Here is a 20129-nt window from a genome sequence, read left to right as displayed (position 1 = left end):
ACACAGCCTGTTGAAGTGCCCCCTGAACATCAAGCATTAAAGCAAACACTGTTGAAACAGATCAAACGGTCAGCCTATGTTTATCGGGTGGACTGTGGGGGATGTAATGGGTGTGAAATTGAAATTTTTGCAGCCACTACGCCGGTTTATGATACCGAACGATTCGGCATCAAAGTGGTTGCCAGCCCTCGTCATGCCGACATCTTACTCTTTACCGGTGCGGTAACGCGGGCGATGCGTGCGCCTGCTTTACGGGCCTATGAAGCCGCCCCTGATCCGAAAATTGTGGTGTCGTACGGCGCATGTGGCTGTGACGGCGGAATTTTTCATGACCTCTATTGTGTCTGGGGCGGGACAGACAAAATCGTTCCGGTGGATGTTTATATTCCCGGTTGTCCCCCGACCCCGGCGGCCACACTGTATGGATTCGCGGTGGCTTTAGGGTTACTTGAACAAAAAATGCATGCCAAAAACCATGATGCCGAGGCTGAGCCTGCCAGTTTGAGTCATACCGGTATTCCGCAAGATATCCGGGTCATGATCGAACGGGAAGCCCGCCTGTTAGCCGGTTATCGTCAGGGCAACCGCATTGCGGATGAGCTGATGTCTGTGCTGGAAGGGTGCCATGCCGACAATGTGGATGCACAGATCCAAGCCTATATTCATCAGCATAACGATCCGCGTCTGACGGAAATTGTTGAAACGCTGATGCGTTCGGTGATGAAGCAGCTGGTGGGCGATGAACTCAAAGGAGGTGCCTGTCATGGCTGTGGCTGAAGCGCAAAGCGGAAAGCATTCGAGACACTTAAAAGAACGAGTGCGCTTTTATCGGTTAACGCGCAAGTTTGTTGATGAAAAAGAGGTGCCTCAAGAAGCACAACAGATCATGTATTACAGTCTGGCGATTGGGCACCACCTTGGCATTGTCGATTGTCTCCAGTCCGATATGGATTGTCACGGTGAAGAATATTTAGCGTGGATTGAGGGATTAGCGAAAGACAGTGAAGCGTACCGGAAAATGAGTGGCTTTCTCAAATTCGGAGAGATTACGATTTTTCCGGAGCACATTCATATGTTGGCGCTGGCATTTCGGGAAATCAATCCTGCGACACAGTCTGAGACATCACAACGTTTGACCGCAGGATTGATCGAGATTCTCAATGCCATTCATCAAGAACCGATGATGTATTTGATGGTACGAGGAACGGTGCAATGAGCAGACAAATATTATTGACGGTCGGTAACACCATGATGGGTGATGACGGTGCCGGCCCTTTGCTGGCTAAGCGGTGTCTGGAACAACCGATAGACAGTTGGGAAGTATTAGAAGGCGGCACGATGCCAGAAGATACCTTGCATCGGATTCGTCATATCAAGCCGGAGCGTGTTCTGGTTGTTGATGCCGCTGATTTTGGTGAAAAGGCTGGGGTGATTCGCATTATTGATCCCGACACGATTGCTGAGATGTTTATGGTTTCTACCCATAGTCTGCCGTTGAATTTTCTGATCGATGAGCTGAAAACGTTTGTGCCTCATGTCTGTTTTATCGGGATTCAGCCTGCAATCGTCGCCTTTGCTGCACCGATGACCGACATGGTCAGAGACGCTGTCGATACCATTTATCAATCTTTACCTGAATGGCATGACGATATGGATTTTAGTCATTGCTAACGCATGGTGACAAAAGTGTCGAAGTTCGACACTTTTGTCGTTGAACAATCAGGCCAAGAGGTTAGCAGTTCTTCCTGATTGGATTTGTTTTTTAAATTTGTCACTTATTTTTTCTTATAAATCATTGGATTAAATGATTTCAAATAGTAACTCCCGGATTGGCACGCCTTGTGCCTGTAATGATTAACCACCCCCAGAGTCTGAAGATACTCTGTTGTATTGACACAAAAAGGATACAGCATGAATCGATTTGTTTTTGCTGACGCCAATAAGTGTATTGGTTGTCGAACCTGTGAGATTGCCTGTGCGGTCGCTCATCAGGATGAGTCATCGGGTACTTTGAATGGGACCGAGGATTTTGCGCCACGTTTACAACTGGTGAAAAATGCAGAAGTCTCCGTTCCTGTGATGTGTCGTCAGTGTGACGATGCCCCGTGTGCGCAAGTTTGCCCGAATCATGCCATCGTTCATGAAGATGGTTACGTGAAGGTGATTCAGTCCCGTTGTATCGGCTGTAAGACCTGTGTGATTGCCTGTCCGTATGGTGCGATGAGTGTCATGACCCGAATGAAAAATGTGGTGTCTGAACATGCCGCGCTTTTCCAAAAACAAGTGCCTCAATCCCAAGCACTGAAGTGTGATTTGTGTTCACACCGAGAAGAGGGGCCGGCTTGTGTTCAGGTTTGTCCAACAGAGGCCATTCGTTTGATAGCGCCTGAGTCGCTGCAACAAACCAGCCAACAGAAACGAGAAGCGGCAGCGAATCAGGCTTCCGTGATTTCGGTTTGAAGCAGAATGAGAATGGAACATCGGGGATAGTGAGAAAATTATGATCGAAAAAAAATTAGTCGTGTGCCCCTATTGCGGTACAGGATGTAAGTTGAACCTGCTGGTTGAAAACAACAAGGTGGTTGGTGCAGAACCAGCCAATGGCCGAACCAATGAAGGCCAATTATGTTTAAAAGGATACTATGGGTGGGATTTCTTAAATGACACCCAACTGCTGACACCACGGTTGAAACAGCCGATGATTCGTCGGACAAAAAGTGACAAGCTTGAAGCGGTTTCTTGGGATGAAGCACTGGATTTTGCGGTCGAGAAGTTATCGGCTATCAAGCAGAAATATGGTCCTGACGCGATTATGACCACAGGCTCAGCCCGGGGGCCGGGCAATGAATCCAATTATGTGATGCAAAAATTTGCCCGGGCAGTGATTGGTACAAACAACGTTGACCACTGTGCAAGGGTTTGTCATGCCCCTTCAGTTGCCGGTTTGGAATCGGTAGTGGGGAATGGCGCAATGAGTAATGCCATTCCTGAAATCGAAGAAGCAAAATGCTTGCTGATTTTCGGTTACAACGTTGCTGACTCTCACCCGGTGATTGCAAGACGTATTTTGAAAGCGCGTGAAAACGGTGCAAAAGTGATCGTCTGTGATCCTCGAAAAATTGAATCAGTTCGGGTTGCTGATCAATGGCTGGCGCTCAAAAATGGTTCTAATATGGCACTTGTCAATGCGTTGGCTTATACGCTGATTGATGAAAATCTTTATGATAAATCTTATGTGCAAAATTATACCGAAGGGTTTGATGAGTTCCGCAAGATTGTCATGGATTATGCGCCTGAAAAAGTTGAACATCTGACTGGCCTGAAAGCGGCTGAAGTACGGCAAGCTGCTCGGACTTATGCCAAGTCTTCCGGTTCGATGATTTTATGGGGTATGGGTGTTACCCAGTTTGGTCAGGCGGTTGATGTGGTTCGTGGTTTGGCTGGCCTGGCATTAATGACGGGTAACTTTGGCCGTCGTGGCGTTGGTTGTGGTCCGGTTCGGGGACAGAATAATGTTCAGGGCACCTGTGATTTAGGGATGTTGCCACATCAGTTCCCGGGGTATCAGTCTGTCACTGACGATAAGATTCGTGAGAAATTTGAGCAGGCTTGGGGCGTGAAATTATCAGCGAAACCCGGCTATCGCATGACTGAAATCGGTCATAAAGTTGCGGATGGTTCTTGCAAAGCGTTCTACATTTTTGGTGAGGATCCAGCGCAGACTGAAGCCGATCTGAATGCCATGCGGGAGACAATGCGTCAATTGGAGCTGGTGATTGTTCAAGATATCTTCATGACCAAAACCGCTGAAATGGCTGATATTATTTTCCCATCGACCAGTTGGGGAGAACATGAAGGTGTGTATACCAGTGCTGACCGCGGCTTCCAGCGTTTCTATAAAGCGGTGACTCCGCCTGAAGGTGTCAAACCTGACTGGGAGATTTTCAGTCTGTTAGCCACGCGAATGGGTTATCCGATGCATTATGAAAATACCCAAGAGATCTGGGATGAAATGCGGGCACTGACACCGCTGTTTGCCGGTGTTACCTACGAAAAAATGGCGGGGCTTAAATCCGTGATGTGGCCGTGCCCGACGGAAGATCACCCCGGTACTTCATTCTTGTTTGAAGGCAATAAGTTTGCGACGCCATCAGGAAAAGGCAAGTTTATCGGTGCGTCTTGGCGTCCACCATTGGAACAAACGGATGCTGAGTATCCTTTAGTTCTCTCTACCGTTCGTGAAATCGGTCATTATTCATGTCGTTCGATGACGGGGAATTGCAAAGCACTTTCAACGCTGGCAGACGAACCGGGATATGTACAGATGAATCCACTGGATGCGAAGCAACTGGGAATCGCGGATCAGCAGTTAGTGTGGGTCTCTTCCCGGCGAGGCAAAGTGATTACACGCGCCAACGTATCAGAACGGGTTAATGCGGGTGCGGTTTACATGACTTATCAATGGTGGATCGGTGCATGTAACGAGTTAACGATTGAGCATGTCGATCCGATATCGAGTACACCTGAATTCAAGTATTGTGCTGTTAAGGTAGAAGCGATTGAGGACCAGGCATGGGCAGAGAACCATGTTCAGTCTGAATATAGTCAAATGAAAGCTCGACTCAAATCACATGTTGCATATGCGTGATTAGATCAATATGGGCTCTTTACGTCTGTGTACAATGTTCTGTAAAGAGCCTTTGATTGAGTCGTAACTGATTATGAATAGAATTGCTCAAGAGTTGATGAACTTTTCACAAGCCATGCTATCGATTCACGATATGTATGACTTGTTGAAATTTCTAAATGACGATGAATGTTCATTTCTGCAAGTCGAGCGGATGAATATTATCCTTCACCGAGAAGTTTCTGATGAATTGATCCTTTACTATGTTGATAGTAATCAGCAAGTTCAGCATGAGACATTTCATCCTCAAGAGATCGGCTTATATCATCAGTCTTATGATGATGGTGTCTACAAACTCGATGGTGATGGCTTTGCTTATTACTATCCTCATTTTGCGGGTCATCCGGCTTACCGGGATATTGCCCATTATTGCAAAATGCCGCTGAACACGGTCAGTCAGCAATTGGGCGTGATTGAGTTCATCAATCCCAAGCTTAGTAATATGGAGGATGGTGAGAAGCAGTTCCGTATGGTCAGTAGTATTCTCGTTTCTTTCATTGCTCATATTGTCGAGCATGAATTAGCGTCAAATATGGCGCAGCAGCTGAGCCATGAACGAGATAACTATCATATTCTGGTGGACGTCACGAATGCGGTCATCAGCCAAAATAGTAAAGAAACATTACTCAATTCTTTGCTCCGTTGTCTGAACCAACATTTTGCGATGCATCATTTGGCGCTGATCGAACCCTATCAGGGACATTATATCCAGTACACCAGTGATTTGGTTCAGGGAGAAATTAGTCATCATTGCCATTTTTTTAGTGATGACAGTGCGTTTCAGAACACAAGAGAGCCTTATTCCCCTGTGTTAATTCGGGGAGATGATTTAAGGCCATTATTTTTTCAGAAAAATGCAATTGAGTTTGCCGAAGATATTGAACAACTGATCGTGATTCCTATGGTGTTTCGTACCAATCGCGTCGGATATATTGCTTACATGCTCCATAAGAAAGATCAAGATGTTGCTCTCGATCTCGACTTACTTCAGCAAATTGCAGCTCGGGTAGCGATGGCCATGCATAGTTTAAGTGTGCATGAAACCCATACCAAAGTGCTGCCTAAAAGTGAATATATTTCGATTGCATCCAAGGATGAGAAGCAGCGTATTTTTGACGATATCATCAGCCAGAGTGAGGCGATGAATCGTGTGCTCGATCAGGTTGCGATGGTGGCAGACTGTGATAGTACCGTTTTGATTCTGGGCGAGACTGGTACCGGTAAAGAATTGGTCGCCCGGGCGATTCATAAGATGAGCCGGCGTAGTCAAAAGCGGATGATAAAAATGAACTGCGCTGCGGTGCCGGAAGGTTTATTTGAGAGTGAGCTTTTCGGTCATGAGCGCGGCGCATTTACTGGCGCTGTCCATCAACGGGTGGGGCGTTTTGAACAGGCGCATCAAGGCACGCTGTTTTTAGATGAAATCGGTGATATGCCATTGGAGTTGCAACCGAAGTTGCTACGGGTGCTGCAGGAAAATGAAATTGAGCGGGTCGGGAAAAACCAGTTGATTCAGGTTGATGTGCGGATTGTGGTGGCAACCAATGCTGATTTGCTCTCCATGGTGCAGGAAAAAACGTTTCGTAATGATCTGTATTACCGGTTGAATATTTTTCCGATAGAGATCCCACCGCTTCGTCAGCGGCCTGAAGATATTCCTCTATTGGTGAAGCATTTTACCCGCGTGATTGCCAAGCAGATGGGAAAGAATATTACCGCGATTACCAATGAAACGATGAGAGCACTGACAGCGTTTGCCTGGCCCGGTAATGTCAGACAGTTACGTAACTTTATTGAGCGATCCGTGATTTTAACTCGCGGTGATGTGCTGAATGCACCACTGGACGAATTAGTGAAATTAGGTCTGGAAATTCCGAAAGCAGAATCACAGCCGCAGGAGAATGCATCGGAAGTTCATTACGAGAAAAAAGATACGTCTGAAATCAATCGTGATACGGTGATTCAGGCGCTTAAAGAAAGTAATGGCATTGTCGCCGGCGTGCGTGGCGCGGCTGCGAAGCTCGGCTTAAAAAGGACAACATTACTGTCACGAATGCAACGGATGGGGATTAGCAGCAAGGACTATTTGCCTGAGACTGAATTAACCTCGTCATGAATCAGGATAGACCTATGAGTGAATCTTTCACGGTACAGAATATTGATTCTGTCAGTCATAAAAAAATTGTTCGTTATCGGCAGAATAGTCAGTGTCATCTGGTTGACGATGCGTTGATTCAGGAAGTGCCTGTTGCTTTGGAATATAACGGGGTGGCTTACACCGTTATGATGTGTACCCCCAGAGATCTGGATATGTTTGCTGTCGGTTTTTCGCTGACGGAAGGCATTATTGACCATGATCGGGATATCCACGATATCAATATTCAGATGAGTCCCGATGGCATCACGCTCTCGATCGATATTGCCAATCGTTGTATCAATCGTCTGCAGGAAAAACGGCGTACGATGGCGGGAATGACAGGATGCGGTCTCTGTGGCACAGACCAATTGGCTCATGTTTGTCGTGTACAAACACCACTGGAAAGTCATACGACATTTCATTTGCAAAAACTAGATGACGCTTTAAACCGTTTGAAACGGAGCCAGCAACTGAATCAACTGACCGGGTCCTGTCATGCCGCTGCTTATATGAATACGCATGGTGAACTGGAAGCATTATTTGAAGATGTCGGACGGCATATTGCGCTCGACAAATTGATCGGTTGGGTCACCAAGTATCATAAACAGAAAGGGGTGGTATTGGTCACGAGCCGGGCTAGTTTTGAGATGGTGCAAAAAGCCGCAGCCGGGGGAGTTGAGATTTTGTGTGCTATCTCAGCCGCGACCGATATGGCCGTGGATTTAGCGGAGCGTCTCAATGTCACGCTGTGTGGTTATTGCCGTCCGGGACAAGCCAATATTTATACGCACGCAGAAAGGATTCTCGGGTTGAATCAATAGTTGGGAATGTATTTAGTCTTAGAGAAAGAGATAAAACAATGAAAATAAAGAATTTACTCCTCGGGTTACTGGTTTTGTTTTCTCCACTGGCATGGGCACACTCCGGTCATGGTGGAGATCATGGTTTTGAAAGTGGCATCTTGCATCCGCTGACTGGAGTCGATCATCTCAGTGTGATGATCAGTGTTGGTGTTCTGGCGGCTTTATTTGGGGGAAGAAGTCGTTGGCAGATGCCACTTTCTTTCATCGCATTGATGATTGTTGGTGGTATTTTAGGGGTATCCGGTTTAGTTGTTCCGGGCGTCGAACTCTATATCGCGCTCAGTGTGGTTGTGATGGGGCTGTTACTCTGGCGCAGTGTGCAAATTTCTCATCAGTGGGTGACGGTTTTAGTCATGGCATTTGCGGTATTTCACGGGATGGCTCATGGTGCAGAGATGCCATTCAATAGCCATGCATTGGCGTATTTCAGCGGTTTCGTCCTGTCTACTTTTCTGTTACATATGACGGGGATCGGACTTGGCAGTGCTGTATTACGTTTTTCAGCCAGTGGCCGTTTAGTCAAAATGCTCGGCGCTGTTGTCGCAATACTTGGCGGTTCGTTTCTTGTGTCTTAAGCAAGAAAGCGTCTTAAGCGAAAAAGTATCTTAAGTTAGAGTACCTTAAGTTCTCTAGTGTCTTCAGTTCTCCGGGCTGGTTGTGCCATGAATGAACGATATTTTATTTGTGTCTCCGGTGTTGTTCAGGGGGTCGGTTTCCGTCCCTTTGTCTATCAACTTGCGGTTCAGCATCATTTATCCGGATGGGTGATGAATAGCTCTGAAGGCGTTAAAATTGATGTTCAGGGACGCAAAGATGCGCTCGATTTGTTTGTTCGGGCGCTGAGAGAACGTCCGCCCCGGCTTGCTCGTGTAGATCACGTCGCTTGTTCGCGCCAGCGTTTGAGGCGGATACAAGGATTCACGATTCACCCGAGTCAGCGTGAAACGCATGTTGCGGTCAGTGTTTCTCCGGATCAATCGATTTGTCCCGAGTGTTTGTCTGAAATGAATGATGAACATTCTCCTTATTATCACTATCCATTTGTCAACTGTACGCATTGTGGCCCCAGATATTCGATTATTGAGCAACTGCCTTATGATCGGATCAACACGACGATGAAAGGGTTTGATTTCTGCCCGTCATGTTTACAGGTTTATCAAGCACCGAGCAACCGGCGTTATCATGCGCAGCCCACCAGTTGTCACCATTGCGGGCCGAAGGTTTCTCTGCGTTATGCACAAAGTGCCTGTACCACAGAGCAGGATGAAGTATTTAGGCAAGCTGCCGAGATACTCAGTCAAGGTGGTGTGATTGCGGTCAAAGGGCTTGGCGGATTTCATCTGGTTTGTGATGCCACATCGTCAGTGAGTGTTAGCAAATTGCGCCAAATGAAACACCGTCAGCGTAAACCCTTTGCGGTGATGGTCGATGGTGTCGCAACCGCGGAGCAATATGTTACCGGAGTGCCCGCCGAATGGCAGGCACTAACCGCCAGTGCCGCACCGATTGTGCTGATGAACCGGCGAGCTCATCCGAATCTTGCTCCTGAAGTATCGTGCGACAGTCCTTACTTGGGCGTAATGCTCCCTTATACCCCGTTACATCACCTGTTGTTTGAACAATACCGTCGCTACCGAAGCGAGCCTGTTCTCGTGATGACCAGTGGGAACCTGTCCGGGATGCCATTAGTTGCTGACGGCGATGAAATGCTGCGCTTGTTTGGTGAGGCTTTGGACGGTATGTTGGATCATGACCGGCCGATTGCCAACCCCTGTGACGATAGCATTGTGCATTACGCTGGTAATACCATACGGGTGCTGAGAATGGCGCGAGGTTACGCACCATTCAGTCATCACAGTGATTATCAGGGCGCCCCGATTGTCGCGATGGGCGCGCAGCAAAAATCGACTATGGCCATGGCCTTATCCGGACAGTCGATGTTGTCTCCTTATATCGGTGATTTGGATGATCTCGACACCCAACAACGTCATGAAAAGACCATTTCATTATTTCAACATTTATACCAATGTGAACCGTCACATTGGGTGTGTGACAATCATCCGGGATATTTTTCGACCCAGTCAGCTCACGCGCGATCAGGCAGCATTTTACAGGTGCAGCATCATCACGCCCACATTCTGGCCGTAATGGCGGAATATCAAATCACCGACCCCGTATTAGGGTTTGCATTTGACGGTACCGGCATGGGGGATGATGACACGGTTTGGGGCGGTGAAGTGTTGCTGGCGGATACCCAAGGTTATCAGCGTTGTGGCAGTTTAAGACCTTTTCGTTTGATTGGCGGCGAGCGGGCGATTCGTGATCCTGCCCGAATTTTGCTGGCAATGCTGCTGGAATGTTATTCGCTGCAAGAGATTCGCTCGCTGGCACACCCGGCCTTTCAGGGATGGGATGACCATGACTTTTCTAATCTGCATCAGCTGTGGTTGTCCGGTAAACACTCTCCGCTGTGTTCTTCTGTCGGGCGTTTGTTTGATGCGTGGGCTTGTTTAGGCGCATTGCTTGATCGTCCTGATTTTGACGGCGAAAGCGGCTTACTGGTGGAATCCGCTGCAATGTCAGCCGGGCAGCCCGACTCATCTTGGGAGATGAACTGGGAGGACGGGACGTCGCTACTGGATTGGAAACCATTATTGATACGGTGTATTGAATCCCAAATTTGGCTGAGCCAAGGAGCGATTTCTGACGCTTGCCGGGGGGTGATTGAAGCATTGGCCGGGGCGATTCAACAGATGGCAAGCCGTTATCCATCCCTGCCGGTCATTGTCAGTGGCGGGGTTTTTCAAAATCGATTGTTGATGGATGCCTTGTGGCAGAACTGGGACGAAACCAAGCAGCCGATATATAGCGGTACGATGATCCCGGTGAATGATAGCGGTATTGCGATGGGGCAGCTTTGGTATGGCATTCACCAGTGCTGAATAATCAGAATTATCCGATGGTGAAGCCTTGTGGCCGAATCTTCGGACAGCAGAGAGTAATGAGTGATGTGTTTATGTATTCCCGCGAGTGTTGTCAGTGTCGATCAACAACGGATGACCGCGGTCGTCGATACGTTAGGTGTCGAGCGAGAAGTTAGTACTCACTTGATATCAGAACCGATTCAGGTTGGTGAACATTTACTGATACATGTGGGATTTGCGATCAGTAAAATTGATCAGCAAGAAGCAAAGGAAAGTTTGCAAACCTATCGCGACCTGATCAGTCAGGTCGGTTCTGATGAGATGTGGATTGGGTGAAACGATGAATGACGAAATAAGCACGACAGATTCGGTCCGATCTTTGTATCAGGGTTTTCGGGAACCGGCGGTCATTCGCGGGTTGGCAGAACAGATTCGCCATAAAGCACGTGACTTGCCGGAGCCGCTCTACATGATGGAGGTGTGTGGCGGACACACGCATACCATCATGAAATATGGTATCCAGCAATTATTGCCGGAGAATTTACATTTCGTGCATGGTCCGGGATGCCCGGTCTGCATCATGCCGAAAGAACGGATTGATCATGCGATTATACTGGCGCAGACCGAAGGTGTAATTCTGGTGACCTTGGGTGATATGATCCGAGTGCCGGGCTCTCGTTTGTCTCTGGCAGAATGTCGGGCCAATGGTGGTTCGGTCATGCCGATCTACGACCCGATGGATGTGCTTGAGATTGCCCGCCAAAATCCCGGGCAAAAGGTAGTCTATTTCGCGATCGGTTTTGAAACCACGACCCCGATGACCGCGGTTTTAGTCCAACATGCGCGACGTCTACAACTGACCAACCTCTGTTTTCATATTAATCATGTACTGGTGCCTCCTGCGATGGATGCGGTGATGGCGGACTCAATGACCCGGGTCAATGCGTTTCTCGGCCCATCCCATGTCAGTGTGATCACCGGGGCGAAGATTTATCAGCCGATAGTCCGGCATTATCAAATTCCGGTGGTGGTTTCCGGCTTTGAGCCGGTGGATGTATTGGAGTCGGTACATATGCTGGTCGAACTGGCACTTGACGGTCAGCCTGCGTTGCAGACGCAATACACACGAGCGGTCTCATTTGAAGGCAATGTGGTTGCTCAGGCATGTATCGCGGATATTTTCGAAGTCCGGGCAGCATTTAACTGGCGTGGGCTGGGGAATATTCCGAACTCCGCCCTGAAGCTCCGGGCACAATATGCGGATATGGATGCAGAAGTTTTGTTTGAATCGCTGTTACCGCAGGAGCCTGTGCCTGATCACAAAGCGTGTCGTTGTGGGGATATTTTACGTGGGCTCGCCAGCCCGCCTGATTGCAAAGTCTTTGGCAAAGCGTGTCAACCGAGTCGGCCGATGGGCAGTTGCATGGTGAGTTCTGAAGGTGCCTGTAATGCTTATTATCGCTACGCCGGTTTTCATATTGAACCACAGGAGTCTCGCGGATGAAAAAACAGCAAACCGTTCAATTGAGCCATGGCGGTGGTGGCGTCGAGATGAATCACCTCATTCAGCATCTGTTTTGGCAGCGGTTGGGGAACGATATTCTCAATCAGGCCGAAGATGCCGCAACCCTGAATATCCCGTCACCATTAGCCATGACAACCGACAGTTTTACCGTCTCTCCCCATTTTTTTGCCGGAGGGAATATCGGTACGCTTGCGGTGGCCGGTACCTGTAATGATTTGGCGATGGTTGCTGCCAAACCGACTTATCTGAGCTGTAGCTTTATTATTGAAGAAGGCACGCTCATCAGCGAATTAGAAACGATTGTCGATGCCATGGCAACCGAGCTGGCTGTCGGTCAGACCCAGATCGTCTGTGGTGATACCAAAGTTGTGCCCAGAGGTGCGGCAGATAAGGTGTTCATCAATACCACCGGCATCGGTGCGATACAAAAAGCAGATGTCTCGGCGCAGCGGATTATGGCCGGGGACGTGATTTTGGTTTCCCGGGATATCGGTTGCCACGGTGCCTGTATTCTGGCGGCCAGAGAATCACTACGGCTTGCCCATCCGATCATCAGTGACTGTGCCGTATTGTGGCCGGTGGTTGAGGCGCTGTTAGCCGATTCAATTGACATCCATGCAATGCGCGATGCAACGCGCGGTGGTTTGGCTGCGGTGCTGAATGAGTGGTGCCAGAGTTGTGGATTACAACTGGCGATTCAGGAAGCACGAATCCCGGTGGATGATGCCGTGCGGGGGATCTGTGAATTATGTGGCTTTGAACCTTGTGATTTGGCGAATGAAGGGACGTTTGTCATCGCGGTTCCTGCAGCGCAGGCGCAGCAGACGCTTGAAGTCTTGCGTCAGTTTAATGCACAGGCCGCGGTGATTGGTGAAGCGGTCTCTTTATCACCGGCAAAACCGGTGCTGCATACTGCTTGGGGGAGCCGCCGTTACCTTGACTTCCCTGCCGGTGAGTTGTTACCGCGCATTTGCTAGGAGTGAATCATGCACGAATTATCTCTGAGTCTGAAAACGATTGATCTGGTCGTAGAACATGCACGTCAATGCCAATCTCATCGGGTGACGGCTGTCACCTTGGGGATCGGGGTGCTTTCTTGTATTGAACCGGATGCATTATTGACGGGCTTGCAGTTTGCCAGTCGCGAGACTTTGGCGGAAGGCGCACAGTTTTTGGTGGAGATGATTCCAGCCACAGCTTGGTGTGAACCGTGTCAACAACACGTTGATATTGATACCCATTATACCGGTTGTCCGTTATGTCATTCATATCAGTTGCGAGTTGAAACCGGACAAGAATTAAAAATTAAATCGATAGAGGTAGAATCTTATGTGTAGTGTTTGCGGTTGTGGCGAAAGTCACTTGGATGAGCATCATCATGACCATCATGACCATCATGACCATCATGACCATCATGACCATCATGACCATCATGACCATCACCATGATCACGCCCATCCCCATACTCATGCTGAACCGTCAAAAGTTCAGCCGATGGTCATTCATCATCATTACAGTCATCAGGGCGATGTCCATCATCATATTCACTATCATATTCATCAGGATGAATTATCATCAGCAGTGTACCAGTCTGCTGCTCATCACCATCATGAGCAAGCACATCACCATGAAGCACATCATCACGAATCGCACCACCATGAACCTCATCATCATTACCATGAGGAACCCCATCAACCGACAGTCACGGCGCAGGGGGATCTTCACTATGGTCAAGGTGCGGCTCAAACCCATGTCACCGGGGTGTCTCAGCGTCAGTTAATCCATCTGGAACAAGATATTTTGAGCCAGAATGATCGCATCGCTGATGAAAACCGTGCTCATTTTCAGCAACATGGCCAACTGGTGTTAAACCTGATGTCGAGCCCGGGGTCCGGTAAAACGACGCTACTGGTCGAAACGTTGAAGCAGTTGCAGTCAAGCTATCCATGTGCAGTGATTGAAGGGGATCAACAGACCAGTCAGGATGCCAACCGAATTCGGGCCACATCCGTTCCGGCGATTCAGGTCAATACCGGCAAGGGCTGCCATCTGGACGCTCAGATGATCCACCGTGCTTATCATCAGCTTGATATGCAAACGTCCGGCATCTTGTTTATTGAAAATGTCGGCAATTTAGTTTGTCCGGCGAGTTTTGATCTGGGAGAGCGGCATAAAGTCACCATTTTATCGGTCACTGAAGGTGAAGATAAGCCATTGAAGTATCCCAATATGTTTGCCGCTTCTCAGTTGATGCTGGTGAATAAAATTGATCTGTTGAACTATGTCGATTTTGATATTGAAGCCTGTATTGCCAATGCACGTCAGATCAATCCGGATATCCAAGTGATCAAAATCTCAGCCACTACCGGTGAAGGGATGTCAGCCTGGATTGACTGGCTTACGCAACAGCAGAAGCAACTTGTATCTTGATGGTGCGTTGTTGATGGTCATTTATTGGAGGGATGTCTCAAATTTACGTTGTGACACATGAGTGGGCCTAAAGTTGATAAAAACCATTATTACGACTGATATCTTGATGAAATGGGGGAACTTATCTGAGAAAAGGAAAGAACAGGTAGAATAAAATCGAGCTTGCGCGTAGAAAGAGAATGAAGGTGTTCTTTTGGATGCTTCGGTTCAGGTATATATTGTTCCCCCAAGAGGGTCAATATTTTCCTGTTATTTTTGATTGTGTTATACGATTCGCCGTCATATGACATGATTTCGTTGTATCCTGAATGAAGCCCGTTCAATTTTCAATGAATATAAAAGGATTTGATATTCATGAGATATACGCCAACGCTCAAGCTCAGCACCCGACTGGTTGCGGTAGTCACTATGATTGTGACCGGGGCGATTTTCATCTTATTTATTGGCGGAACCCTTTCTTTTCAACGGTTGGGACATGAATATCTCAATCATTACCTCTATGGTGTGGTTGAAGTCATTGATAAAGAGTTGGAAGAACCTGATGCTGCCTATTCTATGCAGCGCTGGGTTCCCAAGTTACTTCATGCCAGTAATATCGTTGAAATGACACTCACCTCGAAAGCCGGTATCGTGTACCGATTTAAAGATACAACCTCTTCGGTTGAGGAGAGCCGATTGTATCATGCTCATTTCAGCCTGAAACGCAATCAAGATTACACCTTACACTTTAAGGCGGTTCCGCCTTATATCGGCTTTACCTACTCTTTCAGCGCAATGTGGTCCACAACCTTTGCTGTGATTCTGATTGTGGTGTGTCTGCTACGAGGGGTGAAATGGTTACAGGCTCAACTGCTCGGTTCTGAATTGCTTGAAGAGCGCGGCAGAATGATTCTGGCCGGGCAGGTGGAACGTTATGCAAAGGGTGATGAAAGAGAGTGGCCTTATACCGCAAGTGAGGCACTTGACCGACTGATTGAAGAACTTCAAGATGCCCGACAGGAACGAAGCCGTTTTGATACATTTATCCGCACGCAGACATTTTTGGATCAATTGACGGGGGCTGCCAACCGCGTGTTGTTTGATAGCAAGCTGGAAGCGGCTTTACTCGAAAATGATGCGCGAGGCGGTGTCCTGATGCTACAGCTTGAAGAGCTGGATGGGCGGGATAAATCAGAATTTGATCATTTGGTCGTTCAGGTCGGGGAATGTATTTCGAATGTGATTCAACGTTATCCGGATGCCATTCTGTCGCGTTATTATGACACCGTTTTCTCGGTGTTGATCCCTCATCAAAATTCAAAGGAAGTGGCTCAGGTTGCTGTCCAGTGTTTGAAAGGGATTGAGCGGTTAAGTCCGCCTCTGCCACTGGAACCGGGTAACTGGTGTCATATCGGCATCACAATGTACACCGAAGGAGAACAGTGGGGGAGAATTATTGATGAGGTGGAGACAGCATTAAAAACGGCTCAATTGGAAGGTGTCAACGCGTGGAGCCGCTTTAACAAGGTTAAACCGGTCGATGATGAAAGAGGTAACGTTCGCTGGCGTAGTTTGTTTGAACATAACCTGACTGAAGAGAAAATATGTTTATTCAAACAGGACTGTTATGTCATCTCCCGTCATAACCAACTCTCGGTTGTCCATAAAGAACTTTTTGTCAGAATTCCCGAACCGGGACAGGGATTCATGAAAACGTCTCGGTTTATCTCAGCAATTGTGACCGTTGGCTATGAAATGGTGCTGGATCGGGTAACCTGTCATCGCGTGGTGCGATTCCTTCGGGAGGAAGGCTCAGGCACTGATATATATTCAATCAATTTATATGTCACCTCATTTGCTCAGCGTTCGCATTTTATCTGGTTCAGGAATTTGCTGATGCAACTGCCTCGTGAATATCGTCAGCGGCTCTGTTTTGAGTTTACGGAAAGTCATTTAGTGAAACACCTTGACTATATGCGACCGGTGTTAAAAATGATTGCTGCGTTCAATTGCCAGATTGTGGCTGGACAGGTCGGACGTACGATCGTCAGCACGCATTACGTCAAAGAATTCAAAATTGACTATCTGAAACTTCATCGTAGTCTGGTAAAAGGTATTGAACGACGCTCCGAGAACCAGTTGTTTGTTCGGAGTATGGTTGGTGTCTGCCGTGGCGCGGACACTCAAATTATCGCCGTCGGTGTTGAATCTGAAGGTGAATGGAAAATTCTTCAGTCTTTGGGCGTCAGTGGCGTTCAGGGACGGTTATTTGATATCGAATCTCAATGGATTCCCAAGCCTCGGGTAACCAATATTAAACCGGGGAAACGGAAACGCTGGAAAACGAAACACACTCAGCGCTGACAGAACAGGCTAAGATTCGGTGCTATTTCAGGCGGAATCTTAGCCCTGAGTAAGAAATCTGTTAGAAATTGCGTGTTTCTGTCCATGTTTCGGTGTCAATATCTTGCTGTGACAGCAAGGCATTGGTACATTTAACGGAATTTTAATCTTCAATTTTCTTGCAGGATGAACGAAGAATATGTTTAAGAAACTTCGTGGTATGTTTTCAAACGACTTATCGATTGATTTAGGGACTGCCAACACGCTTATATACGTCAAAGGACAAGGTATTGTCCTTGACGAGCCTTCCGTTGTAGCAATTCGCCAAGATAAAGGGCGTGGTGGTCGTAGTGTCGCTGCCGTCGGACATGCGGCGAAACAGATGCTGGGACGAACACCGGGGAATATTTCAGCAATTCGTCCCATGAAAGATGGTGTAATCGCTGATTTCTACGTCACTGAGAAAATGTTGCAAACTTTTATCAAACAAGTCCATGACAATAGTTTTCTTAAACCGAGTCCCCGGGTGTTGATTTGTGTCCCTTGTGGTTCAACTCAGGTTGAACGACGTGCGATCAAAGAATCGGCGGAAGGTGCCGGAGCCCGTGAAGTTTATCTGATTGATGAACCGATGGCTGCTGCTATCGGTGCGGGTCTTCGCGTTTCGGAGCCGACCGGTTCAATGGTGGTTGATATCGGTGGCGGGACGACTGAAGTTGCAGTTATTTCTCTCAATGGTGTCGTGTATTCGTCTTCAGTACGGATTGGTGGCGACCGGTTTGATGAGGCGATTATCAATTATGTTCGCCGTAACTACGGTAGTTTGATCGGTGAGGCGACTGCCGAAAAGATTAAACATGAAATCGGGACGGCTTATCCGGGTGACGATGTCCGGGAAATAGAAGTTCGTGGTCGTAATCTGGCAGAAGGTGTGCCGCGTAGTTTTACACTGAACTCGAATGAAATTCTGGAAGCGCTCCAGGAGCCGCTCACCGGGATCGTCTCTGCCGTGATGATTGCATTAGAGCAATGTCCGCCGGAACTCGCATCAGATATTTCTGAAAACGGGATGGTGCTGACTGGTGGTGGTGCACTGCTGAAAGATCTTGATCGTCTGCTGACCGAAGAAACGGGAATCCCCGTTGTGGTTGCCGATGACCCACTGACATGTGTTGCCCGAGGCGGTGGTAAAGCGCTAGAAATGATCGACATGCATGGCGGTGATTTATTTAGTGAAGAGTAGTGCCATCTTTGTGTCATTGTTTGAGATGAAGAGACGCTGCAAAACGGGATTGTCATCATGAAGCCAATTTTTGGGCGAGGTCCATCTCTTTCGCTACGTCTTTTTTTTGCCGTTGTATTATCAGCCAGTCTCATGCTGGCTGATAGTCGTTTAAATACTTTTTCTCACGTACGTTATTTTCTCAATAGTTTCGTTGCACCGATTCAGTATGCTGCGGACCTTCCCCGGGTTTTATTTGACGGTTTATACGAGCGGATGCAGAGTCACAAGACGTTATTGGAATCCAATCAACGGCTGAAACAAGAAGTATTGACGCTCAGAAGTGATTTGATTTTGTTCAATCAGTATAAAGAAGAAAATCAGCGCTTAAGAAAATTACTGGGATCGTCTTTTGTTCGGGATGAGCGAAAGATGGTCACGGAAGTGATGGCGGTCGATACCTCACCGTATACCCACCAAGTTGTGATTGATAAAGGCCGGACCGATGGCGTCTATGAAGGCCAGCCCGTTATTAATGAAAAAGGGATCGTCGGTCAGGTGACGTTTGTGGCTGCTCATAATAGCAGGGTGTTACTGCTGATTGATGCCAATAGTGCGATTCCTGTTCAGGATCTACGCAATGATATTCGAGTGATTGCTTCCGGGAATGGCCAGTCGGAATATATTCAACTGGAGCATATTCCGAGTAGTACCGATATCGAAGAGGGGGATTTGCTGGCCTCTTCAGGATTGGGAGGCATTTACCCGGAGGGTTATCCTGTCGCCAGAGTATCCAAAGTAGATAAAGACACACGTCGTGAGTTTGCTGTGATTGAAGCAACTCCGGTCGTTGACTTTGATCGCTTACGTTATTTGTTGCTGGTCTGGCCGAACGAGGACCGCCAACAGAAAACCCGCCAGCCTTTAACGGATACCTTGGATAAGGAGGGGCAGCGTGGCCAATAGAGTCCTGAAAGGGCATGTTGTGATCTGGATATCCTTCTTTTGTGCGCTCGTTTTGCAGACGATCCCATGGCCGGGGGCGCTTGAGTTATTGCGCCCCTCATGGATTTTACTGATTCTCTGTTACTGGGTACTCGCGCTGCCTCACCGTGTTAATGTCGGAACCGCTCTGGTACTTGGACTACTCTGGGACTTGATTCTCGGATCGACTCTGGGGATCCGTGGCATGATGTTGTCTATTATTGTGTATATTGTTGCGATGAACTTTTTGATTCTGCGGAATATGGCGTTGTGGCAGCAGGCGATCGTGATTGGGTTACTGACGATCGCACTCGATGTCATGGTTCTGGGGGGGGAGTTTTTGTTCCGTCCAGTTGAGTTTAATGCGCTCTCTTTATGGGGGGGGATCATTAGCTGTATTTTGTGGCCATGGCTTTTCCTGCTGCTGAGGCGCGTGAGACGCTACTGGAATATTCGATGAACGGCCACCGGATACTCTATCTTGCTTCTGCTTCCCCGAGACGAAAAGAGCTCCTGACGCAGTTAGATTACTCATTCGAGATTATTTTACCTGAGGTCGTAGAAGAGCATCTGGCCCATGAATCAGCGCAAGCCTATGTGTCGAGATTATCCCGGGAAAAAGCAATCGCAGGTTTGCACATGGTGATGTCTGAGCGAGCAGTTGTTTTAGGGGCAGATACGATTGTGGTGGTTGATCAGCATATTCTCGAAAAACCGACCTGTTTTACACATGCTCGGCAGATGCTCTTACAGCTTTCCGGGCGAAACCATCAGGTCATGACCGCCGTGACGGTCACCGATGCCCGACAAACACACACGATAGTGGTAACCACGGATGTATGGTTTAAACCGTTGTCAGATAATGAAATAGAACGCTATTGGCAATCGGGTGAACCGTGTGATAAAGCTGGCAGTTATGGTATTCAGGGATTGGGTGGAAAATTTGTAACTCGGATTGAAGGTAGTTATTTTGCCGTTGTCGGACTACCGCTATTTGAAACTGACCAGCTCTTGCATAAATTTTTATAAAATCAA

19 protein-coding genes are annotated in these 20129 nt (G+C 47.9%); all 19 read left to right on the top strand.

Annotation, left to right across the window (positions count from 1 at the left end; all coding sequences use genetic code 11):
• Window positions 1-15: 15 nt before the first annotated feature.
• The 19 genes from VRK_RS20430 (at window position 16) to VRK_RS20340 (ending at window position 20123) form a co-directional block, all read left to right on the top strand.
• Window positions 16-777, top strand: coding sequence for an NADH-quinone oxidoreductase subunit B family protein (locus VRK_RS20430; RefSeq protein WP_231735842.1), 762 nt, complete (start codon window positions 16-18; stop codon window positions 775-777).
• Window positions 764-1216, top strand: a complete 453-nt coding sequence (locus VRK_RS20425) for a formate hydrogenlyase maturation HycH family protein (protein WP_059123338.1) — start codon at window positions 764-766, stop codon at window positions 1214-1216. Before VRK_RS20430 ends, VRK_RS20425 begins: the two co-directional genes overlap by 14 nt.
• Window positions 1213-1671 (top strand): hydrogenase maturation peptidase HycI, encoded by a 459-nt coding sequence (hycI, locus tag VRK_RS20420; RefSeq protein ID WP_059123337.1) that lies wholly within the window; start codon window positions 1213-1215, stop codon window positions 1669-1671. Before VRK_RS20425 ends, hycI begins: the two co-directional genes overlap by 4 nt.
• Before the next feature lie 240 nt (window positions 1672-1911).
• Window positions 1912-2460, top strand: coding sequence for a 4Fe-4S dicluster domain-containing protein (locus tag VRK_RS20415; protein WP_059123336.1), 549 nt, complete (start codon window positions 1912-1914; stop codon window positions 2458-2460).
• 43 nt (window positions 2461-2503) lie between these two features.
• Window positions 2504-4648, top strand: a complete 2145-nt coding sequence (gene fdhF, locus VRK_RS20410; protein WP_059123364.1) for a formate dehydrogenase subunit alpha — start codon at window positions 2504-2506, stop codon at window positions 4646-4648.
• Between the two features lie 73 nt (window positions 4649-4721).
• The gene (locus VRK_RS20405) at window positions 4722-6803 is read left to right on the top strand and encodes a sigma 54-interacting transcriptional regulator (protein WP_059123335.1); all 2082 of its coding nucleotides are present in this window, start codon (window positions 4722-4724) and stop codon (window positions 6801-6803) included.
• Window positions 6804-6817: 14 nt separating this feature from the next.
• The gene (gene fdhD / locus VRK_RS20400) at window positions 6818-7645 is read left to right on the top strand and encodes a formate dehydrogenase accessory sulfurtransferase FdhD (RefSeq protein ID WP_059123334.1); all 828 of its coding nucleotides are present in this window, start codon (window positions 6818-6820) and stop codon (window positions 7643-7645) included.
• A gap of 38 nt (window positions 7646-7683) precedes the next feature.
• Entirely contained in the window at window positions 7684-8262 is a 579-nt protein-coding gene (locus VRK_RS20395) for a HupE/UreJ family protein (protein WP_059123333.1), read from the top strand.
• A gap of 87 nt (window positions 8263-8349) precedes the next feature.
• The gene (hypF, locus tag VRK_RS20390) at window positions 8350-10629 is read left to right on the top strand and encodes a carbamoyltransferase HypF (protein ID WP_059123332.1); all 2280 of its coding nucleotides are present in this window, start codon (window positions 8350-8352) and stop codon (window positions 10627-10629) included.
• A gap of 66 nt (window positions 10630-10695) precedes the next feature.
• Complete coding sequence (locus VRK_RS20385; protein ID WP_059123331.1) at window positions 10696-10947, top strand: HypC/HybG/HupF family hydrogenase formation chaperone; 252 nt, start codon at window positions 10696-10698, stop codon at window positions 10945-10947.
• A gap of 4 nt (window positions 10948-10951) precedes the next feature.
• Window positions 10952-12115, top strand: coding sequence for a hydrogenase formation protein HypD (hypD, locus tag VRK_RS20380; protein ID WP_059123363.1), 1164 nt, complete (start codon window positions 10952-10954; stop codon window positions 12113-12115).
• Complete coding sequence (gene hypE, locus VRK_RS20375) at window positions 12112-13113, top strand: hydrogenase expression/formation protein HypE (RefSeq protein WP_059123330.1); 1002 nt, start codon at window positions 12112-12114, stop codon at window positions 13111-13113. Before hypD ends, hypE begins: the two co-directional genes overlap by 4 nt.
• Window positions 13114-13122: 9 nt before the next feature.
• A complete protein-coding gene (hypA, locus tag VRK_RS20370; protein ID WP_059123329.1) occupies window positions 13123-13473 on the top strand; it encodes a hydrogenase maturation nickel metallochaperone HypA in 351 nt (116 codons plus the stop codon).
• Window positions 13466-14566 carry a hydrogenase nickel incorporation protein HypB gene (gene hypB / locus VRK_RS20365; RefSeq protein ID WP_059123328.1) on the top strand — a complete coding sequence of 367 codons (1101 nt, stop codon included), beginning with the start codon at window positions 13466-13468 and terminating at the stop codon, window positions 14564-14566. The genes hypA and hypB overlap by 8 nt, the downstream gene beginning before the upstream one ends.
• 354 nt (window positions 14567-14920) lie before the next feature.
• The gene (csrD, locus tag VRK_RS20360; protein WP_059123327.1) at window positions 14921-16909 is read left to right on the top strand and encodes an RNase E specificity factor CsrD; all 1989 of its coding nucleotides are present in this window, start codon (window positions 14921-14923) and stop codon (window positions 16907-16909) included.
• A gap of 178 nt (window positions 16910-17087) precedes the next feature.
• On the top strand, window positions 17088-18131 hold the full coding sequence (locus tag VRK_RS20355) for a rod shape-determining protein (RefSeq protein ID WP_038185732.1): 1044 nt from the start codon (window positions 17088-17090) through the stop codon (window positions 18129-18131).
• Between the two features lie 57 nt (window positions 18132-18188).
• Complete coding sequence (mreC, locus tag VRK_RS20350; protein WP_059123326.1) at window positions 18189-19076, top strand: rod shape-determining protein MreC; 888 nt, start codon at window positions 18189-18191, stop codon at window positions 19074-19076.
• Entirely contained in the window at window positions 19066-19554 is a 489-nt protein-coding gene (gene mreD, locus VRK_RS20345; protein WP_059123325.1) for a rod shape-determining protein MreD, read from the top strand. The genes mreC and mreD overlap by 11 nt, the downstream gene beginning before the upstream one ends.
• Complete coding sequence (locus VRK_RS20340; protein ID WP_059123324.1) at window positions 19551-20123, top strand: Maf family protein; 573 nt, start codon at window positions 19551-19553, stop codon at window positions 20121-20123. The genes mreD and VRK_RS20340 overlap by 4 nt, the downstream gene beginning before the upstream one ends.
• Window positions 20124-20129 lie beyond the last annotated feature (6 nt).

The organism is Vibrio sp. MEBiC08052 (assembly GCF_001506075.1).
In the GTDB taxonomy this organism is placed as follows: Bacteria; Pseudomonadota; Gammaproteobacteria; order Enterobacterales; family Vibrionaceae; genus Vibrio.
The sequence above is the reverse complement of the archived record's forward strand: the minus strand, read 5'-3'. Positions and strand labels throughout refer to the sequence as shown.